At 65.3% G+C, this 12,304-nt stretch carries 16 protein-coding genes; 5 read left to right on the top strand and 11 right to left on the bottom strand.

The window, feature by feature from the left end:
* Positions 1 to 101: 101 nt before the first annotated feature.
* A complete protein-coding gene (locus QGV55_RS05975; protein ID WP_281017766.1) occupies positions 102 to 1,310 on the bottom strand; it encodes an alpha/beta hydrolase in 1,209 nt (402 codons plus the stop codon).
* 138 nt (positions 1,311 to 1,448) lie between these two features.
* Here QGV55_RS05975 and QGV55_RS05970 point away from each other — a divergent pair, with 138 nt between their 5' ends.
* The gene (locus QGV55_RS05970) at positions 1,449 to 2,648 is read left to right on the top strand and encodes a mandelate racemase/muconate lactonizing enzyme family protein (RefSeq protein ID WP_281017767.1); all 1,200 of its coding nucleotides are present in this window, start codon (positions 1,449 to 1,451) and stop codon (positions 2,646 to 2,648) included.
* A gap of 94 nt (positions 2,649 to 2,742) precedes the next feature.
* Positions 2,743 to 3,987, top strand: coding sequence for a hypothetical protein (locus QGV55_RS05965; protein ID WP_281017768.1), 1,245 nt, complete (start codon positions 2,743 to 2,745; stop codon positions 3,985 to 3,987).
* 3 nt (positions 3,988 to 3,990) lie between these two features.
* Here the strand turns inward: QGV55_RS05965 and QGV55_RS05960 are convergent, their stop codons facing one another.
* The 7 genes from QGV55_RS05960 to QGV55_RS05930 all read right to left on the bottom strand — a co-directional run bounded on the left by QGV55_RS05960 (position 3,991) and on the right by QGV55_RS05930 (position 8,621).
* A complete protein-coding gene (locus QGV55_RS05960) occupies positions 3,991 to 5,040 on the bottom strand; it encodes a hypothetical protein (RefSeq protein ID WP_281017769.1) in 1,050 nt (349 codons plus the stop codon).
* Positions 5,037 to 5,666: a DJ-1/PfpI family protein gene (locus QGV55_RS05955; RefSeq protein WP_281017770.1), complete on the bottom strand. Its 630-nt coding sequence runs from the start codon at positions 5,664 to 5,666 to the stop codon at positions 5,037 to 5,039. Before QGV55_RS05955 ends, QGV55_RS05960 begins: the two co-directional genes overlap by 4 nt.
* 43 nt (positions 5,667 to 5,709) lie before the next feature.
* Complete coding sequence (locus tag QGV55_RS05950; protein WP_281017771.1) at positions 5,710 to 5,997, bottom strand: DUF1971 domain-containing protein; 288 nt, start codon at positions 5,995 to 5,997, stop codon at positions 5,710 to 5,712.
* Positions 5,981 to 6,430 carry a group III truncated hemoglobin gene (locus QGV55_RS05945; RefSeq protein WP_281017772.1) on the bottom strand — a complete coding sequence of 150 codons (450 nt, stop codon included), beginning with the start codon at positions 6,428 to 6,430 and terminating at the stop codon, positions 5,981 to 5,983. Before QGV55_RS05945 ends, QGV55_RS05950 begins: the two co-directional genes overlap by 17 nt.
* A gap of 2 nt (positions 6,431 to 6,432) precedes the next feature.
* Entirely contained in the window at positions 6,433 to 6,891 is a 459-nt protein-coding gene (locus QGV55_RS05940) for a hypothetical protein (protein ID WP_281017773.1), read from the bottom strand.
* A 63-nt stretch (positions 6,892 to 6,954) separates the two neighbouring features.
* Positions 6,955 to 7,395: a MarR family transcriptional regulator gene (locus QGV55_RS05935; RefSeq protein WP_281017774.1), complete on the bottom strand. Its 441-nt coding sequence runs from the start codon at positions 7,393 to 7,395 to the stop codon at positions 6,955 to 6,957.
* A gap of 62 nt (positions 7,396 to 7,457) precedes the next feature.
* Complete coding sequence (locus tag QGV55_RS05930) at positions 7,458 to 8,621, bottom strand: hypothetical protein (RefSeq protein WP_281017775.1); 1,164 nt, start codon at positions 8,619 to 8,621, stop codon at positions 7,458 to 7,460.
* A 138-nt stretch (positions 8,622 to 8,759) separates the two neighbouring features.
* On the opposite strand from QGV55_RS05930, the gene QGV55_RS05925 reads away from it, so the two are divergent.
* Positions 8,760 to 9,206 carry a GNAT family N-acetyltransferase gene (locus QGV55_RS05925; protein WP_281017776.1) on the top strand — a complete coding sequence of 149 codons (447 nt, stop codon included), beginning with the start codon at positions 8,760 to 8,762 and terminating at the stop codon, positions 9,204 to 9,206.
* Positions 9,207 to 9,221: 15 nt separating this feature from the next.
* Here the strand turns inward: QGV55_RS05925 and QGV55_RS05920 are convergent, their stop codons facing one another.
* The 3 genes from QGV55_RS05920 to QGV55_RS05910 are packed head-to-tail and all read right to left on the bottom strand — an operon-like array spanning position 9,222 to position 11,118.
* Positions 9,222 to 9,686, bottom strand: coding sequence for a hypothetical protein (locus QGV55_RS05920; RefSeq protein ID WP_281017777.1), 465 nt, complete (start codon positions 9,684 to 9,686; stop codon positions 9,222 to 9,224).
* Positions 9,686 to 9,994, bottom strand: a complete 309-nt coding sequence (locus QGV55_RS05915) for a rod-binding protein (protein WP_281017778.1) — start codon at positions 9,992 to 9,994, stop codon at positions 9,686 to 9,688. Before QGV55_RS05915 ends, QGV55_RS05920 begins: the two co-directional genes overlap by 1 nt.
* A complete protein-coding gene (locus QGV55_RS05910) occupies positions 9,994 to 11,118 on the bottom strand; it encodes a flagellar basal body P-ring protein FlgI (protein ID WP_281017779.1) in 1,125 nt (374 codons plus the stop codon). Before QGV55_RS05910 ends, QGV55_RS05915 begins: the two co-directional genes overlap by 1 nt.
* A gap of 207 nt (positions 11,119 to 11,325) precedes the next feature.
* On the opposite strand from QGV55_RS05910, the gene QGV55_RS05905 reads away from it, so the two are divergent.
* A complete protein-coding gene (locus tag QGV55_RS05905) occupies positions 11,326 to 11,742 on the top strand; it encodes a flagellar assembly protein FliX (RefSeq protein WP_281017780.1) in 417 nt (138 codons plus the stop codon).
* A 119-nt stretch (positions 11,743 to 11,861) separates the two neighbouring features.
* On the top strand, positions 11,862 to 12,278 hold the full coding sequence (gene dksA, locus QGV55_RS05900) for an RNA polymerase-binding protein DksA (RefSeq protein WP_348637628.1): 417 nt from the start codon (positions 11,862 to 11,864) through the stop codon (positions 12,276 to 12,278).
* Positions 12,279 to 12,304: the final 26 nt, after the last annotated feature.

Genomic DNA, 12,304 nt, shown 5'->3' with positions numbered 1-12,304 from the left:
GGCCAGACCGTGTGCGGCTGAGCGGTGTGAATGCCACGGCTGAGCGGGAGCATCAACCACTAACGGCGTGCGACCAATCAACCTACGAACGGCAACGACGTTCAGGCGCGCCGCGCAACCGTCGCAGCCCCCTGTCTGTGTTCGCTGTGGTCCAGCCCGTGACGGAAGACGAGATCGAAATGCCGCAACGGATTCTCCTGTCGCAACAGCATGCCTGCAAACGTGGCAAAGCTCGGATTGGTGAACAGGGTCCAGTGATCAACCTTGTGCGGAGCCGGTCGCAGGTCGAACGCCCGCATGATCGCGGGACTGTCGACCTGGATGTCCAGCCAGCGGCGATAGCGGATGAACGACGGCTTGCCGTGACGGCCGATCACGCTGCCGCCGTTCAGCATCCGGCTGAAGCGTGCCCAGCCGCGCGGCAATCCCAGTTCCTCCCGCGAGACGAATGACGCGAAGCGCCGCCCCCAGAACTCCAGCACCGCGTCCCGGCTGGTCATCAGATTGTAGATGCGCGGCTGGCCGACGCCGGCATGCAGGATTTCCTGCAGCGCCAATCGGGCATGGCCGCAGTGCGATGCACCGGAAAGCAGGACCACCCGGTCAACATTGCGCAACGCCGGGTGGCGGCGACTGGCCAGGATTCGCAGGGCAGTGATCGCGACCAGACTGCCCAGGCTGTGCGCGAAGAGACGGATCGGGCGCCCCGGCGCGACCTCCCCGATCCGCGCAATCAGAGCCGCCAGGGCGATACCGGCCACAGGCGCGCGGCGGTAAGCGCGGGCGTAATAGGTCGTGGCGCCGCGCTTGCGCCATGAAACGCTGGAGAGCCAGTCACGCCAGGTGCCGCTGCGATAGGCCGGATGACTGGACCAGGCGAAGGCTATGGCCAGTCCGCTCTGCCCGTCGTCATCGTCAAAGCCCAGCCGCTTCGGCCAGGGTGTGGCGTGGCTCAGCACTTCCTGCGGACCGCCGGGAACGACATCCGGCTCCTCGAAGTGAAAGACCTGGCTGTGGGGATTCGCGGCCTTGCGCGCCGGTGCGCTGGGCGGTGCCTCGGGGGCGTACTGGAAACCATGCATCATGATCGTGATCGGCCCGCTTGGCGGCACGATGGCACGCAGGTGGTCGGCGAAGTCGCCGCCGCCCGAGAACAGCGGACCATCGAGACGGATCAGTTCTCCGGTGCGGCTTTCACGGTCATAGGGCTGACGCACAAGGGCACCATCATCCTCTGGCACGAAGATCGCCCAATCATCCGGATTGTCTTCGGTCGTCTCCGGGCAGATCGTGAACCGCGCAAGTGCCATGGTCTGTCTCCTCTCCTGCATCACAAGATCGGAAGGTCACTTCATACCTGCAACGCACGGACGTCACACATTGCCGCACATCCCGGTTACCATTGTGATAACCGCCACGCTCCGGAGACTTGAAAGCAGGTTGCAGCCATGAAGATCGAACGCGTCGACACCCTGATCCTGGATGAATTTCCCAATCTGCTCTGGGTCCGCCTGACAGCGGATGACGGCACGGAAGGCGTCGGCGAGATATTCTATGGTGCCCGCGCTGCCGCTGCCTATGTTCATGAGACAGCCGCAGAAGTGCTGCTCGGGCGCGACCCGCGCCAGATCAACGGCCTGTTCCAGGCGCTGCAGCCCTATGTCGGCTACTCCGGATCGGGGGCGGAGACCCGCGGCCGCTCCGCCATTGATCTGGCGCTGCACGACCTTGCCGGACGGGCCGGCGGACTGCCGATCCACCAGTTGCTCGGCGGCCTCAGCCGTCCCTGCATCCGCGTCTACAACACCTGCGCCGGCTATCGCTATGTCCGCAGCACACCGCGGCAGGAGACCGGCAACTGGGGCATCGGCGGCGATGCGGAGGGACCGTACGAGGACCTGGAAGGCTTTCTGCACAACGCCGGTGCCCTGGCCGAGAGCCTGCTGTCGGAGGGGATCACCGGCATGAAGATCTGGCCCTTCGACTTTGCCGCCGAGCGCACGGGCGGGTACGACATCAATACTGCCGAACTGGATCGCGCCATCGATCCGTTCCGCAAGATCCGCGCGGCCGTGGGCGACCGGATCGACATCATGTGCGAACTGCACGGCCTGTTCAGCCCACCGACCGCCGCACGCATCGCGCAGGCCCTGGAACCCTATCGCCCCTACTGGATTGAGGATCCCGTCCGCGCCGACAACCTGTCCGGCTACGCAGCGGTGCGCCGTGCCACCAGTTCCATGATCACGGCCTCCGAGACCGTCGGGGGCCTGCGCGACTGGTCGCGTCTGATTGCCACCGGCGACATCTCCGTCGTCATGCCCGACCTCGGCTGGTGTGGCGGACTGACGGAGGCGCGGCGGATCGCGGCGCTGGCAGACGCCGCCGGTCTGCCCATCGCGCCGCACGACTGCACCGGGCCGCTGCAGTTCGCGGCCTCCGTGCATCTTGTGCTGTCACAGCCGAACGCGCTGATTCAGGAGTTCGTCCGCGCCTTCTACACGGGCTGGTACAACGAGATCGCGGAGAACCTGCCCGAAGTGCGCAATGGCATCGTGCATCCGCCCTCCGGCCCCGGCCTCGGCACCCGACTGAAACCCGGCACCTTCGCGCGTCCCGACGCCAACGTGCAGACATCCGCGCTCTGACCCCTGCCCCCGGGAATGTGACCGTTGCGCCAGCGCCGGGCATCCAGCCATGGCAGACTCGATTTCACCCATGTACCGGTCGGGAGAATAGCACGTGACCCTGTTTCGCAGCCTGTTGCTGCCTGCCCTCGCCCTGCTGTTTCTGGCTGGCACCGCCCAGGCCTATCAGGCCCGCACCTTCGACAGGAACGCGGATGCGGTGATCAAGCATCTGATGACCCTGCCGGTCTTCGAGGGCGCGCGCATCCGCGAGGCGCAGGTGCCCTGGGACCCGACAACCCTCCGGGTCCAGATCGGGCCGGAGAACGGGGAGACCGTCGGCGCCGTGCTGTTCAGCCGCGACGGCGCGCTGGCCGGGCTGCGCATGGAGATTCCGCTGCTGCCGTCCGCCGATCCCGGCCTCTACGCCTTTGCCGACATCGCCGCGCTGCTGGAGCCGCAACTTGCCGGGCTGGATCACGCGCGGGAGGTCTCGGCGCGCGAAGCGGTGAAACGCTGGGCCGGGGAACTGGGCCTGGAGAGCTGGATGCGGCCGCGCTTCGGGGCCTACCGGATCGAGCGGCGCGTCGGCGCGACCATGTTCGTGTTCGAGGGCGTGCCGCTGAACCGGTTCTGGGTCTCCGTCACCCCTGTCGGGCCGGCACACCCGGTGGCCGACGATCTGCTCCCCTACATCCCCGAAGCGGCCAGGGGCAGCGCCATGCCGATCCTGACGGCTATCGAGCGTGGGGAATACAAGCTGGCTGAACGGCTGGTGATCCCCCATGCCGAGGCCGGAGCCCCCTGGGCCCTGCTGATCCAGGCCGACTATGGCCGCCCCGAAGGGGATCGCCAGCAGATGTCCAGGCTGATCAACGGCAAGCTGGAACGGGCTGCGGAAGGCGGCTTCGTGCCGGCGCAATATGTCCTCGGCACACCGGACTCCAGGGTGGCTGAGGCCTGGCTCACCCGCGCCGCCAATGCCGGCTATGGCCATGCCATAGCGCTGAAGGCCCGCCGCCTTTACAGCACCGGTCGCGCTGACGACCCCGGCGCGCGCTGCGACGAGCTGGCGGCGCTGCAGGGCAATGCCATGGCCCAGTTGCGCACGCTCTACCGCTATGCGGAGGGGGGCGGCGACACGGACACCGCCTACTTCTGGTCCCGTGTGGCGCTGGAGACCTTCGGCGAGAGCGCCAGCTACACCTCGGAGCGCTATATCCTCAATACCCTCGGCGTGCTGCGCAGCCGTCTGGATGCGAACCAGCGCGAAACGCTGGAGGATGACGCCGCCAACTGGACGCCGAGCAGCTTCGAGACACTGAAGCCCCGCTACGACGAACTCGGCTGCCTGAAATAGCCCTCAGACGAAGGTCAGCAGGCGCCTCGGCGTCTCGACGATGATGCGGTCGATCTCGGCCTCCGAGAAGCCGCGACGGCGCATGATCGGGACCACGTTCTGGAAGATGTGGCCATAGCCGTGACCGCCGAACTGGCTGAGGCGGGTGCGGTAGCAGATGTCGTGGGAGATCACGATCTGATCCAGGTGCCCCCGGTCGATCAGCCGCCGCATCCAGCGCAGCCGTTCCGCATCGTTGGGCAGGTCGATCCTCGGATTGAGGTTGTAGTAGGACTGTTCCTGCCCGAACAGGTCCAGTTCGATGATGCAGCCTGTGTCGGCCAGCCGGAACAGCCGCTCGTCATCGAAGATTGTGCGGTCGATATGGCTGATGATCAGGCGGCTCATGTCACCACCACGCGCGGCAACGAACTCCGCGACCTCCTGCGGCTGGTCCGGGTCGCGTCCGGGATGCACGTTCAGCGCCGCGCCGGTCTCACCCTGGGCGATCAGCGCGCCCTGCATCACCCGCTTCTCCAGCTCCGTCCAGGGTGACTGGCAGCCGATTTCCCCGATGATCCCGGCGCGGATATCCGTGCCCCAGGCACCCAGCGTGACCTGATCGACCATCTCCGCGGCGAAATCATCGATGCTGCGGTCCCGGTTCGCCGGATCCTGATACTCGTCGACATAGTGGCCGCAGCCCATGACGATATGGGTGTCGGTATCCTGCGCGATGCCGACCAGCCCCTCCGGTTCCGGTTTCAGACCGCCAACCGTCAGTTCCACGATGCTGCGCCCGCCTGCCTGGCGCATGGCCCGGACTTCCGTCGTTGCCACTTCCCGGTCGAAGAAGACGTAGTTGCCGGGGGCTTTCTTGTTGCCGTAGTTGATCTGCCAGCAGTTGCACAGGCTGATCTCCGGCCCCTGATCCGGGTCGGACTTCATCGTCGGAGTGCGAATGTCCCACAGCAGATGCTCATGCATCAGGGTCGGGCCAAGCTCGGCCGGGTCGATCAGGCCAAGCACCGTCTGGGCCTTGCCCCTCAGTTCATCGCGCGAAAGCCGGCTCATACCGCGTTCTCCAGTCCCGAATTGCTGGCATTGTCACCATAGATGCGACCGTCAGGATAATATTCGGCATTGTGCTGGACGGAACCCGCCGCCGCCTCCCCGTCGATCTCGGCGATGAAGCCCAGGGTGAGGTCCATGCCGGCCGAGACACCCGCCGATGTCCAGATGGTGCCGTCGCGCACCCAGCGCTGCGTCACCACATCCACCCCGAGGTCCCGCAATCCATCCATGCCCTTCCAGTGGGTCGTTGCCTGTCGCCCGGACAGCAGACCGGCGGCCTGCAGGATGAAGGCCCCGGTACAGACGGACAGAACGTGCTGGCAGGTCTGCGCCTGCGCCCGCACCCAGTCCACCAGCACCTGGTTCTTCATCTCGTCGAAGGCCGAGAAGCCGCCGGGCACAAGCAGGTAATCCAGCGGCGGGCAGTTGGCGAAGGAATGTTCCGCAGCCGTGGCAAGGCCCTTGGCGCAGGTCACCGGGCCGCCGTTCTGGCTGACCGTCAGGCAGGATGGACCGCCCGCATAGTCGCGCCACATGGTGGCCATTTCCCAGGGTCCGATCAGGTCCAGTTCCTCGTACCTGTCGAACATCAGGAAACCGAAACGTCGTCCGTCGCCCTCAGCCATCGTCACCACCTCCCCAAGTGTGTGCAGACAGGATAGTCGCAGATCAGTCCTGAGGCATGGAAAGAAACTCGACACGGAACCGCACGGGACCGCAAAGCCCGACCCGGTGCGGCACCGTCGGTTCGATCACGCCGAATTCTCCGGCGCTGATCCGTTCGACGTGCTCAGGGGGGCCGGGGATGATGTAATCCAGCGCCCCCTGCTCCACCACCAGCCGTCCCCAGACGCCCGGTTTGGTGTCGTGCAGGCCGAGCAGCTTCGCCGGAACCGAAGTCTCGTCGAAGACCCGGGTCTCCCCATGCTTGCGCAGACCTTCAGGCAGAATGGTCATGCAGGGGGCCGCCGAATCCGGGCACGCCGAACAGCACCAGCTTCAGGCTCTTCGCGATGCGGTTGGCCCTTACCATGAAGTGCTCGACGGCTTCAGGGGTGGGCGCGGTGTCATCCAGTGTCTCGCGGAACAGGCCGAGCCAGACGTCGAAGTGCCGTGCCTCGATCTCCGGGTGCCTGGCATGGGCGGGCACCGGCTGCCCGAAATAGCGCCCCGCGCCCCAGGCGACGGAGGCCCAGAAATCCTTCAGCTTGGCCAGGTGGTGGTCCCAGTTGTCGCCAATCGCATTCTCGAAGATCGGCCCGATCTCCGGGTTCTGCCGCACCCGCGCGTAGAATGTGTCCACCAGCAGGGAGACATAGTCATCGTCGATCCCCATCGCCTGGATCGGGTCAGGCACGGGTCCGGGGTCAAGTCGTGAGCGGGCAGCCATTCCTAGAGCGCCTCCGGCAGTTCGCCGGGCTTGCAGCTCTGTGGTGCAAAGCGGTGGGAGCGGGCGAACATCCAGGGGCGCTGTCCGAAATCGTCCCTGCCGGAGCGGTAGAAGATGCTGCGGGCGTCGAAACGCGCCGTGCAACTGCAACTGTGCTGGGCATCCGGCTCGGTGCCGCGATAGAGCGTCACCGGCATGACCGCATCCACCGCGTTCCGGCGATAGAGGTACGCCGGATCAAAGCGCCACTCCGCCGTGCCGCGACCGACCTGGTCGCCATTGGCGGCAAAGACGCGGCAGTCGAGCCGCATCGCGTTGATGTTCAGGGCATGGCTGCGGTAATCCAGATGGATTGCAAGCGGAAAGGCCGTCGCCTTCTCCAGCGGTTTCGCCGAAGCCGCTCCGGTGGCCAGCGCCAGGGCACCCAGCAGTGCGAGGAATGTCATCAGCGTGCGTTGCATCAGCACCTCCTGTACTGCCTCATCATCTGGTGGCGGGGCCGGTTGAGGCAAGGTCGCTGCCGATCACTTCTTTGCGGCATCCGGCTGGCCCGGGGCCTTCGTGTGGCGGTTGTTGTCCAGCCAGTGCTTCAGGCGGAACAGGGGCGCCTTCAGCTCTTCCAGATCGTCATCGCTCCAGTCGCCGAAGATCAGGTGGGTGTCCGGGCGCAGCCGGACCAGCGCCGCCATGTGTGCCGCCCTGCCCGCATCCGTGACCGACAGCAGTTTGCGGCGGCCATCCTCCGGATCGTCCTCCGCCGCAAGGAACCCCTTCGCGATCAGCTTCTGCGCCGTCTTGGTGATCCCCGGCTGCGGCGCCTGGAAGGCCTGCGCCATCTGTCCGACGGTTTTCACGGGCGGCGGCACACCGACGAAATGGTTCAGCATGGTGAACTGTGGCGGGGGCAGATCCTCCCCCAGCGCCTCCGTCGCGCGGGTGCCGAGCAACTGGGCGCAGATGCCCACTGACGTGAGCAGCCCCCAAAGGAGCCGCTCACGTTCAGTCAGACTGTCCGGGCCGGAATCACTCATGCGGCAACGATAGCATGAACCGGCCGACGGGGACTCGGACCGGGACGCTCGGCGTGGCCGAAGCGGACCAGCATCTGCACGTGCTGCGGGGCCTCGACGCCGACCGTGCGGTAGAAGTCGCGTTGCAGGTCCGTCATCTCCGGATATTCCTGAAGCAACTGGCTCATCGGATGCATCGCGACCCCGGCTGCCGTGGCCGCCAGGTTGAGCCACAGATACCGCATTCCCGCAACCAGCTGGGACTGCCGCGAGTTGTCGGGTGTCACCAGCCAGCCGAAGGCCATCGCTGACTGGGCCTGGTCACGGGCCATGTCCAGTCCGACCTGAAACGACTGGGTGCCGGGGGTCAGGATATCTTCCTTCGAGACGAAGCCGAGCCGGGTGCCCCACCACATCATGGGGCCGAGCAGGTCGATGCCATCGGGGTTCGCGGCAACCTCCGCCGGGCCGATCCGCATCCGGTCAACACTCTCCTTCAGGGTCCGGGGGGTCTCGATCTCGGTCACAAGCGCCTGCTGGGTGAGGTCACGCAGCACCTGTCGCCGGGCCGGATCGCCGGTGGTCCGGAACCGGAACCCGTCGCCGGCTTCCGCCGCAACGACAGCAAGCTTGCTGTCTTCGACCGGACGCGTGGTATCGAAGGTTTCCTTGACGCTGCGGCGCGCACGATGATGCGCGAACAGGGGATCCGGTCGCAGGGCGGAATCGCGGATCAGGCGGATGTCAGCCACCGGCCGGTCATCCAGCCGATCCTGCGGGAATGCGCCGTTCGGCAGCAGGTTCATGTCCGCCCGCCAGCCTTCCGCCGCCGCCGCCATGCGGAACAGTTCCAGAAACGTCCCCTGCCCGATCAGGATCTGCCGCCCGTACGGGTCCGTGTCCGGCAGCAGGCGGTCCAGGTCCACATGCAGGCTCAGCCGGTCATCGCCATGCAGGCGGATCGACCAGGACTGCATGTTGTGCGGGTTCGGGGCCAGCATGGCCGTCGCCGCCGCACGCAGGCGCGGATCGGTCAGGGCCTCCGTCGGTCCCTGCCAGGGGGCAATGGCCGAATCCGGCATGCCACCACGGCTGCCGGCCCAGGTGATACCGCCTGCCCCAAGGGCCGCCACCGCACCGCCGATACCGAAGATGCGGATGAACTGTCGTCTGGTCGCCATGATGCTGCTCCATTTGAATTCCTGGGAATGTAAATAACATTCCTTGGAATTTATTCAAGCATGCGACGGCAGAAATCTTTGCCAGCCCGAAACCGGCGCACTACCGTCCCCTTTTTCCGGAAGGTGGAGGGCAGTCCCATGTCAGAGGTTCGGGCCATAAGACGAGAGGACGAGACTGCCTGGCGCGCGCTCTGGGCGGGTTATCTGGCGTTCTATGAAACGGAACTGGATCCGGCGATCACGGATCACACCTGGTCGCGCCTGTTCGACCCGGATTCGCCTCTGACGGCCCTCGTCATCACACAGGATGAAACCGTTCGCGGATTCGCCATGCTGGTCCCGCATGAGGGCACCTGGACCCGCAGCCCGATCTGCTATCTGGAAGATCTCTATGTCGAGGATGGGCAGCGTGGCGGCGGTCTGGGGAGAAAGCTGCTCGACGGCTGCCTCGACCTCGCGCGCGAACGCGGCTGGTCACGCTTCTACTGGCATACCAACGCCGACAACCACCGGGCACGAAGGCTCTATGACAGCTATCTGCCGGCCGACGACAATGTGCGGTACCGCATCACCCTGATCGAGTGACCGGCTGGCGTCGCCTCAGATGGTGCGGTTCACGCTCAGCGCGGTCGGGCGCTGGTAGGCATTGCGCGCCATGGTGACGGTGGCACCGCGCCCGCTCGCGCCATAGCCGTCCACCTGTTTCTGGCCCCGGTTGGCCTGTTCGGAGATCGACTGCACCAGTCCCTCCGTGATCGACTTCAGCCGCACGACACGCCGCGCATGCCCGGCCATCGACCTCTCGAGGCGCTTGCCGACATCCTGCAGCGCCTCCCTGTCCTGGGGCGAGAGCTGTTCGCCCGCGGCCCGCGCCTGCTTCAGCGCCGTCACCTTGATGCGATAGTCACTCACCAGACCTTCCTTGCGGGCTTCGGTCTCCGACAGGCGTTCGGGATGCCGGGCGTCCAGGAACCCGTTCTCCCTGTCGATCAGTTCGATCAGTTCCGATGCCGTATTGAACAGGGCGGAGAGCCGGGGGTCCTTCAGTCGCTTGCGTTCCTGCATCATCCTGCCTCCTGCGCTTTCAGGATTTCCTTGTAGATGGCGTCTGCGATGCCGATGCCGCCCATCTCCGTCATGGCCTTGCCGTACTGTTCGGCGACCATGGATTGGTAGGCTGCTTCGCCGTGGCCACCGCCCATGACGCTGTCCGGATCGATACCCATCTTCATGCTGGAAAGCATGGTGGAGAGGAACATGGCCTCGAACGTCTCGGCGGTCTCGCGCGCCTGCGCCTGCCGGTGGGCCTGCATCTCGCCATGTGTCTGAAGCTTCGGGCCTGTCGTCGGCTGGATACTACTGATCGGATCCATCACATCACCTCGATTTCGGCCTGCAGGGCGCCTGCGGTCTTGATGGTCTGCAGGATGGAGATCATGTCGCGCGGGCCAATGCCCAGCGCATTCAGCCCATCCACCAGTTCCTGCAGGCTGACGCCCGGGTTCAGCACGGTCAGCTTGGAGTCCTCGCCTTCGTCGATGGTGATGGAGGTACGGTCCACGGTCTCCGTCTCGCCCTGGGTGGAGAAGGCGTTCGGCTGGCTGACCTGCGGCGCCTCGGTCACGGAGACGGTCAGGTTGCCCTGGGCGATGGCCACTTCATCGACACGCACATCCTTGCCCATGACGATCACCCCGGCCTTCTCGTCGATGACGATCTTGGCAGTGGTATCGGTCTCGATGCGCACCTGTTCGATCTCCGCCAGCAGGCCAACCATGTTGGCGCGCTGCTCCTGACGGATGCCCAGAACAATGGTCGTCGGGTCGATGGCCTTCGCCTGGGTCCGGCCAAGCTGGGCGTTGATCGCCTTCTCGATGCGCAGTGCGGTCGTCAGGTCGGGGTTCCGCAGGCTGAGACGCATCTGCTTCATCTGCACCAGTTCGAAACCGGTCTCGCGCTCCACGATGCCGCCGCTGGAGATGCGCCCGACGGTGGGGATGTTCTTGGTGATGGTCTGGGCGTTGCCCGTCGCCGTGAAGCCGCCCACCACGATCGGCCCCTGGGAGACCGCATAGACTTCGCCGTCCGCACCGAGCAGCGGCGTCACCAGCAGCGTGCCACCGAGCAGGCTTTCCGCATCACCCAGCGAGTTGACCACGACATCGATGCGGGAGCCCTGGCGGGCGAAGGCGGGCAGGTCGGCAGTGACCATGACCGCCGCGACATTCTCCGTATTGATGTTCTGGTCCCGGGTATTGACGCCCAGCCGTTCCAGCATGGCCTCCAGGCTCTGCTGCGTGAACGGAGAGTTGCCCAGGGTGTCGCCCGTGCCCTGCAGACCGACGACAAGGCCGTAGCCGACCAGCGGGTTGTCGCGAATCCCCTCGAACTCCACGACATCCTTCAGCCGCACATTGGCGGCATTGGCCGGAACCATCAGGACACTTGCGGCGATCACCAGGATCAGCAGGCGCAGGATCGTGTGTCGAAGGGGCATCTGTTTCATTCCTCACATTCTGCAGGTGGGTCCCTGAAAGCGAGCATCATGCCAGTTCCGATGTGTTTGTTTTCAGTGACTTGGACTGGGAAGACCGTGCCTGCAGGCCAAATCTGCCGGGTCAGGTGGGCAGCAATTACCGGTCGCAAGACTTTGTTTACCCTGAGCGCGCAGAGTGCAGTGCATGAACCGGATCAGGACCAAGCCATGAAGATCGAGCGCAAGAGCCCCGCAGGCCCCTCATCGGTCGCGCGCGCACCGCGTCGGGGATCGACAGGCACGGAAACCTTTCAGGTACCGCAGACTGCCGGTGGCAGTTCGGAGACGGCGGCCATGACCGGCCTGTCCGGCGCCACCGCGCCCGGGGCCGTGGTCATGGCACAGGTCGACGACGCCCCTGATCGGCGGCGTCAGCACAATGCGAATCGCGCCGGCGACATGCTGGATCGGCTGGACGAGCTGCGTCTCGGACTGCTGGAGGGGCGTCTGTCATCGGGCGTGCTGAACCGCCTGTCCGAACAGCTCGCCAGCCATCGCGAGCAGGAGAATGACCCCCAGGCCGCAGAAATGCTGGACGCGATCGATTTGCGCGTTGCCGTCGAGCTCGCGAAATTGCGCCGCTAGATCAGCTTGTTGCCCGAAATCCCTGTCATCTGACTGACATATGAAAAGGGGCTTGTGGCCGAATGTCACTGCCCCCTATATTGCGCCCGCTTCGGCCAGTTCAGCAGTTGAGGACGGACATGGGGATCCAGATACCCGACAATTACCGACCGAGCCCGCAGGAACCGTTCATGAATCCGGTTCAGAAGGAGTACTTCCGCAAGAAGCTCCTTCGCTGGCGGGAAGACATCCTGAAGGACTCTCAGGAAACAATCCGGACGCTGCAGTCGGAGACACAGCCCGTCTCCGATCTGAACGACCGGGCATCAACCGAATCCGACCGGTCGCTGGAGCTCAGAACCCGTGACCGGCAGCGCAAGTTGATCTCGAAGATCGACGCGGCACTGCTGCGGATCGAGAATGATACCTACGGCTATTGTGACGACACCGGCGAACCCATCAGCCTGAAACGGCTGGAGGCCCGGCCCATCGCCACCCTGTCGCTTGAGGCGCAGGAGCGTCACGAACGTCGCGAGAAGTCCTACCGCGACGAATAGGTGACCCGGTCTGCCCGTGCTGAGCC

The sequence above is a fragment of the Minwuia sp. IMCC3009 genome, assembly GCF_029909415.1.
In the GTDB taxonomy this organism is placed as follows: domain Bacteria; phylum Pseudomonadota; class Alphaproteobacteria; order Minwuiales; family Minwuiaceae; genus Minwuia.
Note: the sequence above shows the minus strand (reverse complement) of the source record. Positions and strands in the feature narration are given on the sequence as shown.